18 protein-coding genes are annotated in these 20,950 nt (G+C 31.0%); 6 read left to right on the forward strand and 12 right to left on the reverse strand.

Annotated features, from left to right (window positions below; all coding sequences use genetic code 11):
• Position 1: 1 nt before the first annotated feature.
• Together DIS07_RS07350 and DIS07_RS07355 are read right to left on the reverse strand one after the other, a co-directional pair.
• Positions 2-1,237 carry an ABC transporter permease gene (locus DIS07_RS07350; protein ID WP_109404609.1) on the reverse strand — a complete coding sequence of 412 codons (1,236 nt, stop codon included), beginning with the start codon at positions 1,235-1,237 and terminating at the stop codon, positions 2-4.
• 2 nt (positions 1,238-1,239) lie between these two features.
• A complete protein-coding gene (locus DIS07_RS07355; RefSeq protein ID WP_109404610.1) occupies positions 1,240-1,932 on the reverse strand; it encodes an ABC transporter ATP-binding protein in 693 nt (230 codons plus the stop codon).
• 179 nt (positions 1,933-2,111) lie between these two features.
• Between DIS07_RS07355 and DIS07_RS07360 the strand changes: the two genes are divergently transcribed.
• The 3 genes from DIS07_RS07360 to DIS07_RS07370 all read left to right on the forward strand — a co-directional run bounded on the left by DIS07_RS07360 (position 2,112) and on the right by DIS07_RS07370 (position 4,730).
• Positions 2,112-2,528: a thiol-disulfide oxidoreductase DCC family protein gene (locus tag DIS07_RS07360; protein ID WP_109404611.1), complete on the forward strand. Its 417-nt coding sequence runs from the start codon at positions 2,112-2,114 to the stop codon at positions 2,526-2,528.
• A 1-nt stretch (position 2,529) separates the two neighbouring features.
• Complete coding sequence (locus DIS07_RS07365) at positions 2,530-3,186, forward strand: HAD family hydrolase (protein ID WP_109404612.1); 657 nt, start codon at positions 2,530-2,532, stop codon at positions 3,184-3,186.
• 245 nt (positions 3,187-3,431) lie between these two features.
• Positions 3,432-4,730 carry a right-handed parallel beta-helix repeat-containing protein gene (locus DIS07_RS07370; RefSeq protein ID WP_181374565.1) on the forward strand — a complete coding sequence of 433 codons (1,299 nt, stop codon included), beginning with the start codon at positions 3,432-3,434 and terminating at the stop codon, positions 4,728-4,730.
• A gap of 280 nt (positions 4,731-5,010) precedes the next feature.
• Here the strand turns inward: DIS07_RS07370 and DIS07_RS07375 are convergent, their stop codons facing one another.
• From DIS07_RS07375 to DIS07_RS07400, 6 genes are all read right to left on the reverse strand, one after another.
• Positions 5,011-6,174: a flavohemoglobin expression-modulating QEGLA motif protein gene (locus DIS07_RS07375; RefSeq protein ID WP_317045906.1), complete on the reverse strand. Its 1,164-nt coding sequence runs from the start codon at positions 6,172-6,174 to the stop codon at positions 5,011-5,013.
• 26 nt (positions 6,175-6,200) lie between these two features.
• The gene (locus tag DIS07_RS07380; RefSeq protein ID WP_109404615.1) at positions 6,201-7,031 is read right to left on the reverse strand and encodes an N-formylglutamate amidohydrolase; all 831 of its coding nucleotides are present in this window, start codon (positions 7,029-7,031) and stop codon (positions 6,201-6,203) included.
• A gap of 2 nt (positions 7,032-7,033) precedes the next feature.
• Positions 7,034-7,360, reverse strand: coding sequence for a hypothetical protein (locus tag DIS07_RS07385; protein WP_109404616.1), 327 nt, complete (start codon positions 7,358-7,360; stop codon positions 7,034-7,036).
• A 2-nt stretch (positions 7,361-7,362) separates the two neighbouring features.
• Complete coding sequence (locus DIS07_RS07390; RefSeq protein WP_235869107.1) at positions 7,363-8,205, reverse strand: sulfurtransferase; 843 nt, start codon at positions 8,203-8,205, stop codon at positions 7,363-7,365.
• Between the two features lie 19 nt (positions 8,206-8,224).
• Positions 8,225-9,259: a glutathione synthase gene (gene gshB / locus DIS07_RS07395; protein WP_109404618.1), complete on the reverse strand. Its 1,035-nt coding sequence runs from the start codon at positions 9,257-9,259 to the stop codon at positions 8,225-8,227.
• A gap of 85 nt (positions 9,260-9,344) precedes the next feature.
• On the reverse strand, positions 9,345-10,670 hold the full coding sequence (locus DIS07_RS07400) for a dicarboxylate/amino acid:cation symporter (RefSeq protein ID WP_109404619.1): 1,326 nt from the start codon (positions 10,668-10,670) through the stop codon (positions 9,345-9,347).
• A gap of 121 nt (positions 10,671-10,791) precedes the next feature.
• Here DIS07_RS07400 and DIS07_RS07405 point away from each other — a divergent pair, with 121 nt between their 5' ends.
• Positions 10,792-11,430 carry a DUF937 domain-containing protein gene (locus DIS07_RS07405; RefSeq protein WP_109404620.1) on the forward strand — a complete coding sequence of 213 codons (639 nt, stop codon included), beginning with the start codon at positions 10,792-10,794 and terminating at the stop codon, positions 11,428-11,430.
• 53 nt (positions 11,431-11,483) lie between these two features.
• Here the strand turns inward: DIS07_RS07405 and bshA are convergent, their stop codons facing one another.
• The 4 genes from bshA to dnaB all read right to left on the reverse strand — a co-directional run bounded on the left by bshA (position 11,484) and on the right by dnaB (position 16,666).
• Positions 11,484-12,617, reverse strand: a complete 1,134-nt coding sequence (bshA, locus tag DIS07_RS07410; protein ID WP_109404621.1) for an N-acetyl-alpha-D-glucosaminyl L-malate synthase BshA — start codon at positions 12,615-12,617, stop codon at positions 11,484-11,486.
• Between the two features lie 174 nt (positions 12,618-12,791).
• Positions 12,792-13,637, reverse strand: coding sequence for a transketolase (locus tag DIS07_RS07415; protein WP_109404622.1), 846 nt, complete (start codon positions 13,635-13,637; stop codon positions 12,792-12,794).
• Positions 13,638-13,811: 174 nt separating this feature from the next.
• A complete protein-coding gene (locus DIS07_RS07420) occupies positions 13,812-14,996 on the reverse strand; it encodes an asparagine synthetase B (RefSeq protein WP_109405045.1) in 1,185 nt (394 codons plus the stop codon).
• A 146-nt stretch (positions 14,997-15,142) separates the two neighbouring features.
• Positions 15,143-16,666, reverse strand: coding sequence for a replicative DNA helicase (gene dnaB, locus DIS07_RS07425; RefSeq protein ID WP_109404623.1), 1,524 nt, complete (start codon positions 16,664-16,666; stop codon positions 15,143-15,145).
• Positions 16,667-16,804: 138 nt separating this feature from the next.
• Between dnaB and DIS07_RS07430 the strand changes: the two genes are divergently transcribed.
• Positions 16,805-17,881: a DUF3810 domain-containing protein gene (locus DIS07_RS07430; RefSeq protein ID WP_109404624.1), complete on the forward strand. Its 1,077-nt coding sequence runs from the start codon at positions 16,805-16,807 to the stop codon at positions 17,879-17,881.
• 103 nt (positions 17,882-17,984) lie between these two features.
• Positions 17,985-20,945, forward strand: coding sequence for an amidohydrolase family protein (locus DIS07_RS07435; RefSeq protein WP_109404625.1), 2,961 nt, complete (start codon positions 17,985-17,987; stop codon positions 20,943-20,945).
• Positions 20,946-20,950: the final 5 nt, after the last annotated feature.

Consider the following 20,950-nt stretch of genomic DNA (forward strand, 5'->3'; position numbering starts at 1 on the left):
ACTAATCTGCTCTTAAGGCTTCTATAGGTTTAATATTTGCGGCTTTTTTTGCAGGCACATAACCTGCAATTAATCCAGATAAAATTAATACAATTGTTGCTCCAATTACAATTCCAGGACTTACACTTGGTTCTTTAATAAAATATTTTTCTAAAACCTCTTGAAGCGACTCTAAACTTAGAATATAAGTTCCTAAAGATAAACCTAAATACCCTGCTAATGTGGTTATCAATACAGATTCTTGTACTACCATACCTACAATAGAAGAAGGTTTAGCACCTAAAGCTTTACGAATACCAAACTCTTTAGTTCGTTCTTTAATCACAAAAATCATAATATTAGAAATACCTATAATACCTGCTATTAAAGTTCCTGAACCTACAAATATTACAATGATATACAATATAAACATAAATTGCCCCACACCTTTATTTGCTTCTGCCATATTACGAACAGAGAGTGCACTTTGATCGTCTGGGTGAATATTCATCCTCTTACGTAAATCGCGCTCCATTTTATTACCAAATGCAATGGCAGCATCTAAGCTTAAATTTGGATTATAACCTAAGTTTATTTGACTAATGTAATCGTTATTACCATACATCATTTGAGCAGTAGTAACTGGCATATAGGCTTGTCTTTCTTCATTATCGCCACCATCATCAGAAAAAACACCAATAATTAAAAAAGAACTTCCATTCACGTTCACTCTTTTATTCAAGGCTGGTTTTTCACCAAACAAATCTTTTTTTAACAATCTACCAATCACTAAAACTTTAGATTTCTCTTTTAAATCTCTTTCATTTAAATACCTACCCTCATCTATAATTGTTTTTTCTAAATATTGATGATCTGGATGAACTGCTCTTAGACGATAATTGTCTGCATTATTTTTATATTTAATGCTTACACTTTTGTAAATTCTAGCTGTTTGGTATTGAATATTCTTTTCGTATTCTTCTTTAACAAAATCATAATCGTTGTTTCTAAGTTGAATTCTTCTTCCTGTTTGTAAACCCTTGTATGGCTTAGAAGTTTTCCAAACACGAACCACCATCATATTTTGAGCATCGTCAGCAAATGCAGATTTAAAAGAGTTGCTTAATCCACTAACTACTCCAAATAATAAAGTAAATAGTAAAATAGCAAAAGCAACTGTTAAACCAGACATTACAGAACGTAATCTGTTTTTATTAATACTTTGAAATATTTCTCTCCAACGATCTAAATCGAACATGATTAAACGGCTTTAGCTGTTTTGGTTAATTCGTCACTAATTATAACTCCATCCTTTAGACGCACAACTCGTTTGGTTTGTTCTGCAACTTCTTCTTCGTGAGTAATCACAAAAACGGTCATACCTTCATCGTTAATATCTTTTAACAAATCCATTACTGAATCTGTAGTTGTAGAATCTAATGCTCCTGTTGGCTCATCTGCTAAAACAACTTTTGGCTTTGTTACCAAAGCTCTTGCAATGGCAACACGTTGTTTTTGTCCTCCAGAAAGTTCATTAGGTAAATGGTTAGCCCAGTCTTTTAAACCAACTTTATCTAAATATTCTAATGCCACTTTTAAACGTTCTTTTCTGTTCATCCCTTTGTAGTACAGAGGCAATGCAACATTTTCTAAAGCAGTTTTGTATGATATTAAATTAAATGATTGAAAAACAAATCCTAAAAATTTGTTTCTTAAAATAGCTGCTTTTTTCTCATTTAAATCTTTTATTAATTGTCCATTTAAATAATAACTTCCTTCATCATGTATATCTAACAAACCTACGATATTTAATAAAGTAGATTTTCCAGAACCAGAAGACCCCATAATGGAAACAAATTCTCCTTCTTTAATATGTAAATCAATCCCTTTTAAAACGTGAAGTGAATCTTTACCGATTGGATAAGATTTATGAAGCTTTTCTATTTTAATCATTAGTTGGTTAATTTTAAACTAAAGTACCTAAAGCTTTTTACTGGTGTTGCTAATTTTTTGTTAAATCAAACAACTACTTTATAGAATACAACCATAAGACGTGTGAATAAAAAAAATGTTACACTAAATTTAAAAAAAGATAAATTATCTTTGCATTGGTATTATTTCTAATCCTAAAAATGACAGAATTACCAGAAAACAAAAAAATAATTCTATTTGATGGAGTTTGCAACTTATGCAACAATTCTGTGTTAAAAGTGATTAAAAACGATAGGAAAAATACTTTTCTATTTACTGCACTACAATCTGATTCTGGACAAAAGATTATCAATCATTTAAAAATAAATACCTCTAAAATTGATTCTATAATTTTATATGAACCAGGAGTTTCTTACGATATAAAATCTACAGCAGCACTTAAGGTAATGAATGATTTTGGGGGGTTCTGGCAACTTACTCAAGTTTTTTGGATTTTTCCTGAAGGTTTTCGAAATTTAGTTTACGATTTTATTGCCAAAAATCGTTACAAATGGTTCGGTAAAAAAGAAAGTTGTATGCTACCAACACCTGAATTAAAAGCTAAATTTTTAGATTAAAATGAACCTACCAAAAAATATAAAATGTATCATTTTTGATATGGATGGCGTTATCATAGATTCTGAAGAAATTCATAAGAAGGCCTATTACCAAACGTTTGAAGCTATTGGAGTTACGGTTTCTGACGATTTATACAAAACATTTACCGGTTCTTCTACCATTAATGCTTTTCAGAAATTAGTGGCTCATTTTAATTTAAATTTAAGCCCAGAAGAATTGGTACTGCATAAAAGAAAACGTTACGTAAATTTTTTCGAAAACGACCCCAATTTGCATTTGGTAAAAGGTGTTGAAAATTTAATTAAACACTTTTACAATAAAGGATTTACTTTAGTTTTAGCCTCTTCTTCTGCTATGGTAAACATCGATAGAGTTTTTAAGCGTTTTGATTTAGACCGCTTTTTTACAGCTAAAATTAGTGGTGCCGATTTAACAGCTTCTAAACCGCATCCAGAAATTTTTGAAAAAGCAGCCATTTTAGGAAATACCCCTAAAGAAAACTGTATTGTTATTGAAGACTCAGACAATGGTGTACATGCTGCAAATGGCGCAAATATTTTTGTTATTGGGTATCAAAACCCGATGGCAGAAGGCCAAACATTAGAAAATGCAGATTTGGTTATTAATGACTTTAATACATTAAGACTAAATATTTAAAACAGATGTTTTTTTTTGCAAAAAACATAAGAATGATAAATTTCTCATGAGTATATTTATAATACAATGCTTATGAATAAATAACCATTCCAAAATAGTATATTTACTTACTTAAAATTAAGAGTCTAGTTTAAAGTAAAATAAGAAATTAAAAAAATAATTCGAATACAGCGTCATCAACTTACAAAAATTGTAGAAACATTATGTGTTACATCTCTCAGTGCAGGAAAAGAAAATTAAAAATAATGCTTGCTATTTGTTTACTACCAATAAAAGTAGCTGTTTATTCACAAGCCATTATTCACATTGGTAAAACTTTTGATGCAAACTCTGGGGCGGGAACTATTCGAATAGATTCTAATAATAACGGCTCACGAATTACCAACTGTACCTTTATCAATTATAAAAAACCAATCATTTCAATAATTGGTGCAACTGATGTTATTATTGATAACTGTAAGTTTATTGATGCCCCTGGAAATACTATAGATAGAGATATTCATGCCATTAATATTGGTAGCGAGGGACATGATATAATCGTTCGTAATTGTACGTTTCGAAACATAGGTGCTGATGGATTCCAATGTGGTCATTCTGGAAGTAACATCACAAACATCACCATTGAAAACAATCTCTTTGAAGTTACTAAACCTCGAACTGGTGAAAATGGTGTCGATTTAAAGCAAACGATTGGTCCAATCTATGTTCGTAATAATGTATTTAAAGGGTTTAGACCTTGTGAGAAAGATACTCAACTTGGATGTACAGGAAGTTCCGGAGAAGGACTTGTGATGCATTTAGGCACAAAGAATGTCATAATAGAAGGCAATAGATTTACGGATTGTATAGATGGTATTGAAATTGAAAATGCAGGTACTACTGAAGATGTTGTTATCAGAAATAATATTTTTCATGATAACCTCGAACATGGCCTCAACGCAAGAGTAGGTTCTAATCTTCGAGTTTATAACAACACATTTGTAAACAATAAGGTAAGGCATGTTCGTTTTCAGTCCAATAATATAACAGGTGCTAATAAGAACAATTTCTATGTTGGAAATGGTAGTAGTTTTGAAAATAATCAATTAGGAGGAGAAGGAAACCTTGTTATTGAAAATGTAGCAGATGCAAAATTTGTTGATATTAGTAATTATAACTACCATATAACAAGTGATTCGCCAGCGATAGATGCAGGAGTAGAAGTTAGCGAAGTTACCAAAGATATAGATGGTGAAGAACGCCCTACTGATGGTCTGTATGATGTTGGTGCTGATGAATATTTCTCATCCCTTGGTTTACTAGATTTATATTCAAATGACATACAGTTGTATCCAAATCCTGTAAAAAATAGGCTTTATTTTAAATTAAAAAATAATACATTGATCGCAAAATTTTGTCTTTCAGATTTAAATGGACGAATTGTTTATCAGGTCAATTCTTTTTATCAAAATTATATTGATGTATCAGGCATTCCTTCTGGAATTTATTTTGGGTATTTTACATTAAATTCAAAGCTTGTAATAAAAAAAATCGTAAAAAAATAAACTGATGCTAACAAAGCATAAACTTTATTTCTAGCTAATTGTTTATGTGCGAAAGTTCTCACGGATTTTCCATTCAGTAATTATTTGCTAAATTTAGTACTCAAACCATGTAACTAAAATATACACAAAACCGTTAGCTAAAATTGTGAAAAAGATATAAGTGATGAAATATATTTAGTAGCCAATAAAAAGGGTTACTTAACAAAAGAAAAATCTGATTTAATTAGATTAGACTACTTAAGGAAATAAATTTAGCGAATAAACAGTAAATGCTTGCTAACTACTTCAAGTTATGTAAAATAAAATCTACGGTTTTGTTGGTGTTTTTATTTATAGCATAAGAATCTGTGACATGCTTCGCATGAATAGCGTGGTTGTGAGCAATCATATACTTAATATCTTCTACAAACTCAATAGATACTTTACCCGTTAACAGCAAACTTAAATCTTTACCTTCTTGATGATAATCGTAAATCTTTTTTAATCCGGTTAAATACAAGTAATCTTTGGTAAAACCTCCTCCTCTATGTGCACGAACTGAAATATAAAAAGCTTCTTCTCTATCTAAATCGTAACCGTTATGTAACATTCTAAATGTTCTTGAAAACGAATATCCTTTGGCTAAACTATCAACTGCTAAAACTCTGTATGCCAATTCCTTTAAACGCTTAATGGTTAAATTACCTGACATATATTCACTAAATACAGCTAACCCCTCTTGTGTTTCTTCATTATTAGGGAAACCATGAGAAAATATCTTTAAAGGATGTAACATTCCGTTCATGGTAGTTACCATATGTACGCCAATTTCATGATTAGTTAAAATGTTGATTTCATTATCAGAAAACGTATGATTCTCATTCAATACCAAAGCTTGAATGCTATTGGAAACCATAGCTATAGCCCCCATAGCTGTAGCATTTTTTATGCTGTAACTAAAATCGTAATTTTTAGAATATTCTCTAAAAAAATGATGTGATTCTGTGGCCGTATATTTTGGTTGAAATATTTCTGATTTTGCATCTTCACTCTCAAAATGCAATATAAATTTTGCGTTTTCTACATCTTGTTCTGTCGGAGTTCCAAAAGAACGTAAACTATTGTAATAAAAACGTTTACCCTTACCAATGGTTTCTATACATTGAATCAAACCCGAATAAAAATAAATAATATCTTCATAAAAATCTCGCAAACGCTCATCTTCGATATCATCAATTTTTAAGGCAAAAAACTCTTTATGCAAAGAAAATTTATCAAAATCTCTTTTTGGGTAAGTAAACTTCGGGTCTGTTAAATATTTAGAATTAAAAAAGATTTCTTTTTCCGATTCTATATTATTTGGATTCACATAATTGAGCATCTCTATCTTCTTGACCAATGCATCAATTTTTTGATCAATCTCAAATAATTTTTGATTTTTTACAGAAACGCTATCCTTCATCATTCAATATTCTATTAAGAACTGCAAAATTACAATTTATGCGCTTTATAAAAATCATCTGCGTGAGTTTTTAACGCTGTTCTTAAATATTTTTCAACAGCCACTACTACTTCTGGATACATTATTTGCGATAATTCATCACAATAAACTTTTGCAATTTCTGTTGCTAACACTAATGTATTATTAAAGTTTTGAGTGATGTATTTTAAGAAATATCCATTTCCTTGAAAAGTATCGTTGATTAGTGAAGTCGATTTAATATTGTTTGGTAGTTTCATTTTTCCTAGTGTGGTACTCCATGAAGCTACTTCGTTTCCAAACCTTTTATTATCAATATTAGAAGTCCCTAAATTCCATGTAGGTACTTCTCTTGTCCAACGTTTCCAATTGTAAGAATGCATATCGTAAACAATACAGACACCAAACTTTTCTTCTAATTTAGAAATTAATGTATGAACAACTTTGTAAAAATTAGCGTGTTTTTCTAAACTTTTTACATGCATTTCTTTAGGCAAAGGGTTTTTCCATAATTGCTTTCCCCAAGCATCTTCATAAATTGCCGTTTGGGGAGCCCTGTTTAAATCGTATTCAAAACGCGAATCGCAACCAGCAATTACAATTGGATGACTTTTTACCATTTCTTTGGTCTCAGGGTCTTCTTCAAACCAACGTTCGTATTCTGTATGCATGCAATTGTTCCACAATTCTTTTCGAAACTGATGTCCGTCGTGTACAGCACCACAAGCATAATGCACGTACTCATCAATTTTAATTGTAAAAGAATAATCTTTAGAAACAGCTTCAAACGTTTCTTCGTTTTCTATTTTCAGAATAATTTTTTCAACAGATAACCTTTGCATGCCTAACCAATTATTTTCTTTAATATACCGTACACTTTTTTCTCAATAATATCTACAGAACCATCCGCAAAAAATACATTTTTAACTTCTCTTAAAAGTACTTCTTTTTCGTTTTGATTAAATTTATTTTCTGATAAATACTGTTGAATTTTATTTAAATTCTCCTCGTCTGAATCTACCACTACTTCTGTGTGAATTCTATGAAATGTTTTTTCATCTATTAAAGATAATATATAATGCTCTTCTTCTTTAGTTTCAAAATGATTACAATGTGCTGCATACAATAATACATATGCTAAAAACTCTTTTTTTGTCCAATTTAAACTCATAATTACAATGCTATTGGTAAATTGTTTGTACTTCCCCATTCCGTCCAAGAACCATCATAAACTGCATAGTTTTTTAACCCTGCAATTTCTGCAGCTAAAGCCAAAACTGATGCGGTAATTCCTGTTCCACAAGAAAATATTAATTCTTCTTTTTTTAGTATTATTTGATTAAAAATAGATTTTAATTCTTCTTTTGATAATAATAATCCGTCTTTTTGAATTTCGGAATATGGCAAACTCACAGAATTGGGTATGTGACCACTTTTTACGCCTTTTCTTGGTTCTGTTGCTGATCCGTAAAAACGCCCTTTTGAACGTGCATCTGCAATTATAATATTATCATTATGTATAGCTTCTATTACGTCTGAAGTAAACTTTACTTTTTTAGGATGATATCTTGCTATAAAATTTCCTTTCTTTAGTTGATGTTTTCTAGGTTTTTCAATCGGATAATTGTTCTCTTTCCATTTTGGTAACCCACCATCCAAAACAGCAATGTTATCAAATCCCATTAGTTTGAAATTCCACCAAACTCTAGGTGAAGAGTACATCCCTAAATCATCGTAACAAATAATACAGCTATCCTTATTTACACCTAAGTTTTGCGCTTTTTTTTCAAAAACATTTGGAGGCAAAACAGTGTTTGGAAATTCAGCAGATATATCAGAAAATACATTTTTAATATCAAAAAATACAGCACCTTTAATACATTGTTTATTTTTTATAACTGAATGACTTTTATTGGCAGTAACTTTTGAAATAGTGCAATCTAATAGGATTAAATTATTATCATTTAAATGCGTATATAACCAATCAACAGAAACCAATGAACTTTTTAACACCATAGATATATATTAAAAAAGTTTAAGCTTCATCGACTAATTTTTTCAACGTAGATTTTCTTCTAAATGCAGCATCACGTTCTAAAACCTTGCTTTCAATAAAGTTGATTACTTTTTCTTGAATTCTAGTTTTATATACTTTATTCATATAAGTGATTCCTCCGGGAGACATTACATTAACTTCTACTAATTTTCCTCCAATTACATCAATTCCAACAAAATAAAGCCCGTCTTTTACCAACTTCGGACCAATTTTAGTGCATAAAAGCTTTTCTTCTTTAGACAGTTTATGTTTTGCTATTGTACCTCCCGCAGAAATATTAGAGCGATGATCTTTTTCTCCAGGAATTCTTTTCATTGCTCCGATTGGCACACCGTTTAAAATTAATATTCTCACATCTCCTTTATCTGCTCCCTCAATATATTCTTGTAGAATTACATAATCTGATCCGCCATCACTTTTAGAAATATAAAAATCTAACAAAGAATTGATATTTCCCATGGCTGATTTTTCAATCAAAATAACCCCAGAACCCCCAAAACCGTTTAATGGTTTTAAAATCATTTTATCTGAAGAAGACTCTTCAATCATTCTAATTAAATAATCTTTATTTTTTGAAACATGAGTAACCGGAATAATCTCGTTATTTGGATCTTCAAAAACTGCTGTATATAATTTATTATTTGCTTCACGCATTCCTTGAACAGAATTTACAATAAAAACATCATCTTTAACCGAGTCTAAAAAATTTAACATCAACGGATCTAAAGGTGGTTCTGCACGCATAAAAATTACATCGAAACCAGCTAAAGGTAGCATTTCTCCACGTGTAGTGGTTTTATTATAAAAAGTTTTAATGTTACTTGGAGTTTTTTCTAATCTATTTAAAATGGTACAAAATGCATTGGTAACACTATTTCTAATGGTCAAGTTTGAAGGTGTACAAATAGCAACACCATGGCCACGTTTAGAACACTCGTGAATTAGTGTTAATGAGGTATCATTTTCAGGTGATTTTATACTTTCCCAAGGATACATTAAAAAGCAAATATTCATAGTTATATATTAAGTTTGTTAGAAAATAAAAAACATCAATAATAAAAATTACTGATGTCTAAAAATACTATTTTTTATTGATATTTTATTTTACTTCATTATAATTATCGTCCCACTCTTTTGGATTAGGTTCACCTAGCTTTCCAACAGATTTTGCAACTAAAGATGCAACAGTAGCATCACCAGTAACATTAATTACTGTTCTACACATATCTAAAGGTCTATCAACTGCAAAAATTAAGGCCAATCCTATAGCTAATTTATCTGCTGGAAATCCTACAGATTCTAATACTATAACTAACATCACCATACCAGCTCCAGGAACAGCAGCCGAACCAATAGACGCTAAAAGTGCTGTTAAAATAATAGTTAATTGGTTGGCAAAGGTTAAGTCGAAACCTAATGCTTGAGCTATAAAAACGGCTGCTACTGCCTGATATAAAGACGTTCCGTCCATATTAATAGTAGCTCCAACCGGTAGCACAAAACTCGATACTTCTTTATCTACACCAATATGCTCTTCTACTCTTTCCATTGTAACTGGTAAGGTTGCTGCACTAGAACTTGTAGAGAATGCTAATAATTGAGCTGGACTTAATTGTTTTAAAAACCAAAGTGGATTTTTTTTAGTAAAAACACTAACTAAAATCATATAGAAAATAACCATAATTAGTAAACCACCAACAACGGTAAATGCATATTTCAATAATGCTAACAATAAGTCTGGGTCATTCGAAGAAACCACTACATTGGCTAACAATGCAAAAACTGCATAAGGCGCAAAAAGCATAATTAAATCTACCATTTTTAAGACAACTTCATTTAAAGAGTCAAAAAAATCTTTTAAAGGTTTCGCTCTTTTTTCACCAATTAACAACATAGATATTCCTAAAAAAATAGTAAAGAAAATAACTTGTAACATGGCTTTATTATTACTCATAGCTTTCATTGCATTATCTGGAACCATATCTACTAAAAACTGTAAGGGACCACTATTTTTTTGGTTTGTAGCTTCTTGAATTTTAGATTGTACACTAGAGCTATTTGCATAAGTTTCTGTAAGTTTTGTGATGGTCTCTTCTGATATACCTTCTCCAGGTTGAGCAATATTTACCAAAAACAAACCAATAGTAATTGCAACAACAGTAGTTCCAATATAAATACCAATAGTTCTTAATCCTATATTTTTAAATTTTGAAATATCTTTTAAATCAGAAATTCCTTTTACCAAAGAGGCTATTATTAAAGGAACTGCAATTAACTTTAATAACTTCACAAAAATATTTCCAAAAGGATTAATCCAGTTTCCAACAAATTTGGCTCCACCATCTACCGAAGTCATCCATAACCCAAAAAAGATTCCCACAATCATTCCTATTAAAATTTTCCAGTGAAGTGCTAATTTTTTCATCGATTTATCTAAAAGTTATAATGTTGAAAGGTAAAAAAAATATTTAATAAGGCATGTGACTTTATTTGTATATTGTGTCATATTTTTAGAAAAAACATTTATTAATTATTAAAAACATAAAATGGCAGGAATTTTAGACTTATTAAATAGTGATTTAGGAAAACAAATTATATCTGGTGTTGCAGGCTCTACTGGGAATGACTCTAATAAAACAAGTAGTGTTTTAACTATGGCTTTACCCGTACTAATGAAAGCAATGGAAAGAAATGCGTCTTCTCCTGAAGGAGCACAAGGATTAATGGGGGCTTTAGATAAAAAACACGACGGAAGTATTTTAGATAATTTAGGTGATTTATTTGGTGGTGGAGTAAATGATGATGTTGTTAATGACGGAAGCAAAATTTTAGGTCATGTTTTAGGGAACAAACAAAGTGGAGTTGAACAAGTTATAGGTCAAAAATCTGGATTAGATACTGGTTCAGTTGGAAATATCTTAAAAGTAGCTGCACCTATTTTAATGGGAGTTTTAGGAAAACAAAAACGCCAACAGAATCTAAGTAATTCTGGAGATATATCAGGTTTACTTGGGGGGCTTTTAGGTGGAAATGAAGCTAAAAATGAGCAAAATTTCTTAGAGCAAATCTTAGATGCAGATGGTGATGGGAGTGTTGTTGATGATGTAGCAGGAATGCTTTTAGGTGGGAGCAATAAAAAATCAGGCGGACTTGGTGGTTTATTAGGCGGACTTTTCGGAAAGTAAAATTTCTATTATGTTATATATAAAAAGCTCAAACAAATGTTTGAGCTTTTTTATTATACTTCAGTTTTGTAGCAAGATTTGTAAACATCTTCATAAACAGGTAAGATGTTTTCTAAAGAAAAACGTTTTGTATGTTTTCTTGCGTTTTCTTTAAAAGTGTCTAAAGTTATATCATCTTTTAAAATAGAAATTGCATTTTTTGCCATATCATCTACATCTCCTAGACTACTTAAATATCCTGTTACTCCGTTAATGTTTACTTCAGGCAAACCACCGGTATTGGTAGAAATTACTGCCGATTTTGCTGCCATGGCTTCTAAGGCTGCTAATCCAAAACTTTCTGTCTGTGAGGGTAATAAAAAAATATCTGTGTAGCAAAGTATTTTAGATACCTCTGAACTGTTTCCTAAAAACAATACCCGATCAGAAATTTTATATTCCGCGACTAATTTTTCTGCTTTTAACCTATCAGGCCCCTCACCTATTAATAATAGTTTGGAAGGAATTTCTTTTTGCACTCGATAAAACACCTCTACAACGTCTGCTACTCTTTTTACAGGTCTGAAATTACTTATATGTGTAAAAATTCTTTCCTCTGGTTTAGCTACGGCATTTCTTTTGCACTTTTGCTGATGCGCTTTATCATATTTATCTGTATCAATAAAATTATAAATTACTTGAATATCTTTTTTGATATTAAAAAGCTTATTGGTGGTTTGCTTTAAATCATTTGAAACCGCTGTTACAACATCAGAATTATTAATACTAAATTCTACTGCAGTTTTATAGGTGGGATGACTTCCAACTAAAGTTATATCTGTTCCATGTAAAGTAGTTACTACTTTTACAGCAATTCCTTTTTCTTTTAACATTTGTTTGGCCATAAAAGCTGCATAAGCATGCGGTATGGCATAATGTACATGCAAAAATTCTAAATGATACTTCTCTACAATTTCAACCATTTTACTTGATAAAGCCAACTCATAAGGCTGATATTCAAATAAAGGGTACTCTTCTATATCTACTTGATGAAAATGTAAATGATGTGATAAAAAATCTAAACGAACGGGTAAATTATAAGTAATAAAATGAACTTCATGACCTTTGTCCGCCAGCGCCATTCCTAATTCTGTAGCTACTACTCCGCTTCCTCCAAAAGTTGGATAACACACAATTCCAATTTTCATATATAAAAAGATTGATTTTTTATTTAGTGGTAAATATAAAGGTATTCTTACAGTAAAATTCTAAATAAAAACATAAAAAAAACGTCATCGCGAGAAAGAATGAGGCAATAATCTATTTACAAAGATCGCTTCACTTCTTTCGCAATGACGCATTATACTAAAACTAGTTCAGTATTAATAATCTCCTAAAGTTTCAGGGTTTTGAGCCAAGGCATTTTCTAACTGTTCATCATTAGGAGCCTTACCATGCCATGCATGAGTATGCATCATATAATCTACTCCATTACCCATTTCTGTATATAATAAAATACACACTGGTTTTCCTTTTCCTGTTAAAGCTTTTGCATCTGCTAAACCAGCTAAAATTGCTTCAATATCATTACCTTCTTTTACTTCCAATACATCCCAACCAAAAGCTTCAAATTTATCTTTAATGCTTCCCATAGGTAAAACTTGGTCAGTAGAACCGTCAATTTGTTTTCCGTTTAAATCTACAGTTGCAATTAAATTATCTACTTTTTTTGCAGATGCATACATAATCGCTTCCCAATTCTGACCTTCTTGCAACTCTCCATCACCATGTAAAGTGTAAACAATTTTATCATCTCCGTTTAATTTTTTAGCTTGAGCTACTCCTAAAGCTACCGACAAACCTTGTCCTAAAGAACCTGAAGCAATTCTTACTCCTGGTAAACCTTCATGGGTTGTTGGATGTCCTTGTAAACGAGAGTCTATTAATCTAAAAGTGGCTAATTCTTCTACTGGAAAAAATCCACTATGTGCCAAAACACTATAAAAAACAGGTGAAATGTGTCCGTTGGAAAGAAAGAATACATCTTCATTTTCTCCATCCATAGTAAAGTTTGTTGAGTACTCCATTACTTCTTGATATAAACAAGTAATAAACTCAGCACATCCTAAAGATCCTCCTGGGTGACCAGAATTTACTTTATGTACCATTCTTAAAATATCTCTACGAACTTGTTGTGTAAAATCTTGTAATTGTTGTGTTGTTGGCATTGTAATTAATTTGTTGGTTACAAAAATACAAAAGTGATTGTACTTGTTTTAATAATATTTATTTTTTATTTGAGATTTATTAACACATGTTTTAAAGAATGATAAAATGACCAAAATATTATTTGTAGAAGCAAATTCAAAGATTGCCTTGCTATATTCTTTATGACAAAGAAATTATGTTTTCTGTTTTTTCTTTTTTGCAGCTGGAAATAAGACATTATTTAAAATGAGTCTATAGCCAGGAGAGGTTGGATGCAAATCAAGTTCTGTTTTTGGGTCTCCCACTCTATGAGTATAATCTTCAGGATCATGACCACCATAAAACGTAAACATTCCCTTTCCTTTTGTTCCGTGAATATATCTAGCTTCTCTATTGGTTTTGTTTTCACCTAAAACCAAAACATTAGATTTTACTGTATTTCTATCAAAAGAAGTCGTTTGCCCCATGAAGCCTTTCACTAAAATTGTATGATTTTGTGTTAACATTGTGGGTACTGGATCCCATTTTGCAGAAAACTCAATTAGAGAAAAATAATCGGAAGTTTTTGGAATACGACGTTTTCTGGTCATATCTATTGATGAAAACTCATACGTTGTTGGATTTCTAATCAGCTGAAAATCTTTAAATGCAAAGGTTTTATTATAATTTATTTTTGATTGATAATTGGGTTCAGATGCATCTCCATCAAACATAGCTTCGGCAATATCAACACCTTCTGCTGATAAAGCGATATCAAAACTATCTGTAGCAGAACACATAGCAAACATAAATCCACCACCAATTACATAATCTCTAATTTTTTTCGCCACTGCTAATTTTTCTTGAGACACTTTGCTAAAACCCAATTCATTCGCTTGTTTTTCGGCTCTTTTTTTTCCGTCGATATACCAAGGGGCAGTTCTAAATGCTCCATAAAATCTTCCGTATTGACCTGTGAAATCTTCATGGTGCAAATGCAACCATTCATACAATAACAATTTATCTTCTAAGACTTCTTTGTCATAAATTACATCAAAAGGAATTTCTGCATAGGTTAAAACCATAGTTACTGCATCGTCCCAAGGCATTTTGTCTTTTGGTGAATAAACAGCGATTTTTGGTGCTTTTTCTAATGTTACTGCTTCTTGATTTGATGAAGGAGAAGATATTTCTTGTAAAATTAAACTTGATTTGGCATCAGAAATTACTTGATAAGAAACGCCTCTAATTTTACATTCATTCTCGACAATTTTATTGTTTTCAATAAGAAAAGCACCACCATCATAGTTTAATAACCATTTTGATTTTAATCCTGCTTCTAAAGAAAAATAGATAATTCCGTAAGCTTTTAAGTGGTTTTTCTGATTATCATGACTCATTGGTACATATATAAATGATGCCCAAGTTGAGATTGAAAGGAAAATAAAAACCAAAGAAAAAAGTAGTTTTTTCATATTAAAAACTAAAATACACAATTACTTCAAAGCAATTGTGTAATTCTATAATTTTATAAAATCTTTAGTATTTAAAATGGTACATCATCATCGTCACCAAAAGCGTCTTTTGGCTCAATTCTTTGGTTTGGTGAGAAATCATCGTCATCAAAAGGATTGTTCATAGACGATTGGAATTCTGAACTAAAACCTTCTTCTAAATCCGAGAATTTAGCCAAATGACCCGTAAACTTCAAACGAATGTTGTCTAAACCACCATTTCTGTGTTTTGCTACGATAAACTCACCTTGTCCTTCACAAGGTGTGTGCTCGTCATCATCCCATTCTGTCATTCCATAATATTCTGGACGGAAAATAAAGGATACAATATCTGCATCTTGTTCAATCGCTCCAGATTCACGTAAATCTGATAATAAGGGTCTTTTAGATCCTCCACGAGTTTCCACAGCACGCGATAACTGAGAAAGCGCAATTACGGGCACAGACAATTCTTTTGCTAATGCTTTTAAGTTTCTCGAAATTGTAGAAATTTCTTGCTCACGATTTCCTCCTCCTTTTCCATTTCCACCAGCAGTCATCAACTGTAAATAGTCAATTACAATAATTCTTACGTTGTGTTGTGAAACTAAACGTCTTGCTTTTGCTCTTAAATCGAAAATAGAAAGTGATGGTGTATCATCAATAAAAATAGGCGCATCAGACAAACGTTTTACTTTTACGTTTAGCTGCTCCCATTCGTGTGGCTCTAAATTTCCTTTTCTTAATTTTTCTGAAGTTAATCCTGTTTCAGAAGAAATCATACGTGTGATTAACTGAACAGAAGACATCTCTAAAGAAAATACAGCAACAGCGTGATTAAAATCGATTGCCATATTTTTTGCCATCGAAATTACGAATGCTGTTTTTCCCATACCAGGACGCGCAGCAATAATAATTAAATCGGATGGTTGCCAACCAGAAGTTAAAGCGTCTAATTTAGTAAAACCAGTTGCCAAACCAGACATTCCTTCTTGATTTCCAATTTCTTGAATCTTTTTTAAGGCTTGTTTTACAAGAGATCCAGCATCTTCAGAACTCTTTTTTAAGTTTCCTTGCGTAACTTCGAACAACTTCCCCTCTGCTTCATCCAATAAATCAAAAACATCCGTAGATTCATCGTAAGAACTTTCTATAATTTCAGATGAAATAGTAATTAATTTACGTTGGATGTATTTTTGTAAAATGATTCTTGCATGAAATTCGATATGTGCAGATGAAGCTACTTTTTGTGTTAAGCGAATCAAATAAAAATCGCCACCAATCATTTCTAGTTTTCCGTTCTTTTTTAACAAGTTAGAAACGGTTAATAAGTCAATTGGTTGTGAATTTTGAAATAATTCATAGATAGCGGCATAAATTTCTTGATGTTTTGCATCATAAAAAGCATCAGAATGTAAAATATCAATTACATCATCTATCCCTTTTTTATCAATCATCATTGCACCCAAGACAGCTTCTTCTAATTCTACTGCCTGTGGGGGAATTTTACCTTTTTCAAGACTAATTATTCTTGATTTATCTATCTTTTTTCCTGCTACGGGGGTTGTTTTTTCCATTGGCACAAATGTACTTTTTTAGTTATGAATTTGGTGTTAAAATTACTCTTTTATTTGTTGACAATTATTGTAAACTAAATTGTTATTATCTTGTTAATAACCAAGCAACTTCTAAAATGAATTACTATTTTTACGCAAATGAAATGGAATAAAAAACATATTTATCTGTCTATTTTCTTACCAATTCAAATGTTTTTTATGCAATGGGCAGAAAACAATCCTGAAAAGATAGAAAGCTATTATTCAAATGGAATTTATCCATACATTTCATCTTTTTTTAGAATTATTTTAGGTTGGATTCCTTTTTCTATAGGTGATATTTTATTAGGATTTGGATTGTTTGTTTTTCTACGATTTTTGTATCGATTAATAAAAACAAGATTCAGAAACCTTATTCCCAAACTTGTTCATTTAACAGCTATTTTTTCAGTGATTTACTTTTGCTTTTATCTTTTTTGGGGATTAAATTATTACAGAGAACCTTTGGCTAAAAACTTGAATTATCAACAAAAAAAGTATACAACCGAAGAGCTTCAAAAGGTTACAGAACATATTATTCAACAATTGAATACTTATCAACTTAAAATCACAAAAAATGATACTTTAAAAGTTGAAAATCCATATTCTCAAAAGGAAATGTATATTATGGCTGTTACTGGTTATGATAATTTAACCAAAGATTTTCCACAATTAAAATATCAATTTAAATCTGTAAAAAGTTCGTTAATGAGTTTGTTACAAAGCTATAATGGAACTTCTGGTTATTTGAACCCTTTAACTGGAGAAGCGCAGGTTAATGACAGAGTACCTAAAACGAGTTACCCTACTACTACCTGTCACGAAATGGCCCACCAAATTGGTTTTGCTGCTGAAAATGAAGCTAATTTTATCGGTTTTTTAGCAGCAAATTATAATGATGATTTATACTTTAAATATTCAAGTTATCGAATGGCTTTTGGATATTGTATTTCTGAAATAAGAAAAAGAGATTCAGGCTTATCTAAACAACTTTGGAAAATCGTAAACAAAGGAATTATTAAAGATTTTAATGATAGTTATCTATTTTGGCAACAATATAAAAATCCTTTTGAACCACTTGTCAAAAAAGGGTATAATGCATACTTAAAAGCCAACAAACAAGATAAAGGCCTGGCTTCTTACAATTATGTTGTAGATTTACTTATCTCTCATTTCGATAAAGACAATCACTTCTAAATCCTTAAAAAATGTGTTAAAATATGTTAAAATAATAACATTTAACAATTTTAAAAAAAGGTATTTATAAATTTATAGTCAATTCAATTAATTCAAACTAGATATGAGAAAACTATTTTTATTGCTTTTCTTCTTGTCGCTTAGTACCCTAAAAGCACAAGATTATTTCCCTACTGACAAAGGGGTAAAAACTACTAAAAATGAAGTTGTTGCTTTTACAAATGCAACAATTCATGTAACACCTAATCAGGTATTAAAAAAAGGAACTTTATTAATAAAAAATGGTAAAGTTGTTGATGTTGGAAAATCTGTTAGAATTCCTTCTGGAACTCAAATTATAGATTTAACTGGAAAAAGTATTTATCCTTCTTTTATAGATATTTATTCAGATTTTGGAATCAAAAAACCTAAAAGACAATCTGGAGGTTTTGGCGGTACGCAATACGCAGCAGAACGAGAAGGTTATTATTGGAATGATCATATTAGACCTGAAACCAACCCCATAAACGAATTTAAATTCGACGTAGGAAAAGCAAAAGGTTATTTAAATGCTGGTTTTGGTGTGGTGAATACTCATTTACACGACGGGATCATTAGAGGAAATGGTTTATTAATTGCCTTAAATCCTAATAAAACAAACTCATATAGAGTTTTAGACGATATGTCTGCTCAGTATTTATCTTTTTCTAAAAGTAACAAATCAAAACAATTATACCCGGGCTCACGAATGGGTGCTATGGCTTTATTACGTCAGGTATATTACGATGCAGACTGGTACGCTAAAGGAAATATGAAAAATAAAGATTTGGCTCTAGAAGCATTAAATAAAAAGAATAACTTAGTTCAAATTTTTGAAACAGACAATCATCTCGATGCACTAAGAGCAGATAAAGTTGGAGATGAATTCGGAATTCAATACACCATTGTCGGAAGCGGTGATGAATATGAAAGAATTAATGATATAAAAGCAACTAACGCAAAATTTATTATCCCTATTAATTTTCAAATGGCTTACGATGTTTCTAATCCGCTTTTAGCGAAACATATTTCATTAAGAGATATGCGAAAATGGAATCAAGAACCTTCTAATTTAAGCGTTCTTTCAAAAAATGGAGTCACATTTGCTTTAACTACTCACAAATTAAAATCCATAACAGCTTTTCACAAAAATTTGCAAAAAGCTATTACCTATGGATTGGATAAAAAAACTGCTCTCGCAGCATTAACTACTATCCCTGCAAGTATTATTGGAAATAATACCATCGGGAATTTAAATGCCGGAAGTCATGCAAACTTTATCATTACTTCTGGTGATGTTTTTGACACAAAAACTACAATTTATGAAAATTGGGTTCAGGGTGATCAAAATATTATCAATATTATGAATATTACTGATATTACTGGCAATTACAATTTGTCTGTAAATAATAAAACGTACCAATTAACAGTATCTGGAAAAGGTGCAAAACAAATTGGTAGTATTAAGTTAAATGACAAAAAAGTAAAATCTAAATTTTCATTTAAATACGATTGGATAACAATAACAATGAATGATAACGGTAATTTTACTCGTATTTTAGGAAAAGTTGATGCCAATTCTAATACAATTCAAGGTAATGCTTTTGATAGTTTAGGAAATAAAACTACTTGGACAGCAACAAAAAAATCAAAAACAAAAAATTCTAAGAAAAAAGGTAAAAAATCTAAAGATACACCTGTAACGGTTTTACCGGTTTCTTATCCAAATGTTGGTTTTGGAAATTATACTTTACCAAAAACTCAAACTATATTAATTAAAAATACAACCGTTTGGACAAGTGAATCTGATGGAATTCTAGAAAACACTGATGTTTTATTAAAAGATGGGAAAATTGCTAAAATTGGTAAAAACTTAAGAGATCGAAGAGCAACAGTAATAGACGGAACTGGCAAACATCTAACTGCAGGTATTGTTGATGAACATACACATATAGGAGCTTCAGCAATTAACGAATGGGCACAAAACTCATCTGCAGAAGTAACAATAGAAGATGTTGTAGATCCTAATGATATTAATATTTACAGAAATCTTTCTGGAGGAACTACATCAGCTCAAATTTTACATGGCTCTGCAAATCCAATTGGTGGTCGTTCTGCAATTATCAAACTAAAATGGGGAGAAAATGCAGACAATATGATTTACAAAAACACCCCAAAATTTATAAAGTTTGCTTTAGGTGAAAATGTAAAACAATCACGTAGTCCAAATGGTGTTCGTTTTCCGCAAACACGTATGGGAGTTGAACAGGTTTTTGTAGATTATTTTACAAGAGCTAAAGAGTACGATGCGTTAAAGAAAAGTGGAAAACCCTTCAGAAAGGATTTAGAAATGGAAACTTTATCCGAAATTTTAAATAAAGAACGTTTTATTTCTTGTCATTCATATGTACAATCAGAAATTAATATGTTAATGAAAGTTGCTGAGAGATTCAACTTTAACATTAATACATTCACACATATTTTAGAAGGTTATAAAGTTGCAGATAAAATGGCAAAACACGGAGTTGGTGGTTCTACTTTCTCAGATTGGTGGGCTTATAAATACGAAGTAAATGATGCTATTCCTTTTAATGCAGCAATTATGCACAATGCTGGAGTAACTGTTGCCATTAATTCTGATGATAGAGAAATGTCAAGAAGGTTAAACCAAGAAGCAGCCAAAACAGTAAAATATGGTGGAGTGTCTGAGTTAGAAGCTTGGAAAATGGTTACTATTAATCCAGCTAAATTATTACACATTGATGATAAAGTCGGAAGCATTAAAGTCGGTAAAGATGCTGATGTTGTTTTATGGAGTCATCATCCAATGTCCATTTATGCAAAAGCAGAAAAGACAATTATAGAAGGTAAAGTATTTTTTGATAGAGCTAAAGACATCAAAAAGCGTCAAGCCATCAAGGAAGAAAAAAGCAAACTCATTAATATGATGTTGAAAGAAAAAATGGGTGGAGGTAAAACTCAAGTCCCTGTAAAAAGAGGTGATCGCAATTTTCACTGTGATACTTTAGAAGAACTTAAAAGCTAAAAAAT

Source organism: Polaribacter aquimarinus, assembly GCF_003129485.1.
GTDB lineage: Bacteria > Bacteroidota > Bacteroidia > Flavobacteriales > Flavobacteriaceae > Polaribacter > Polaribacter aquimarinus.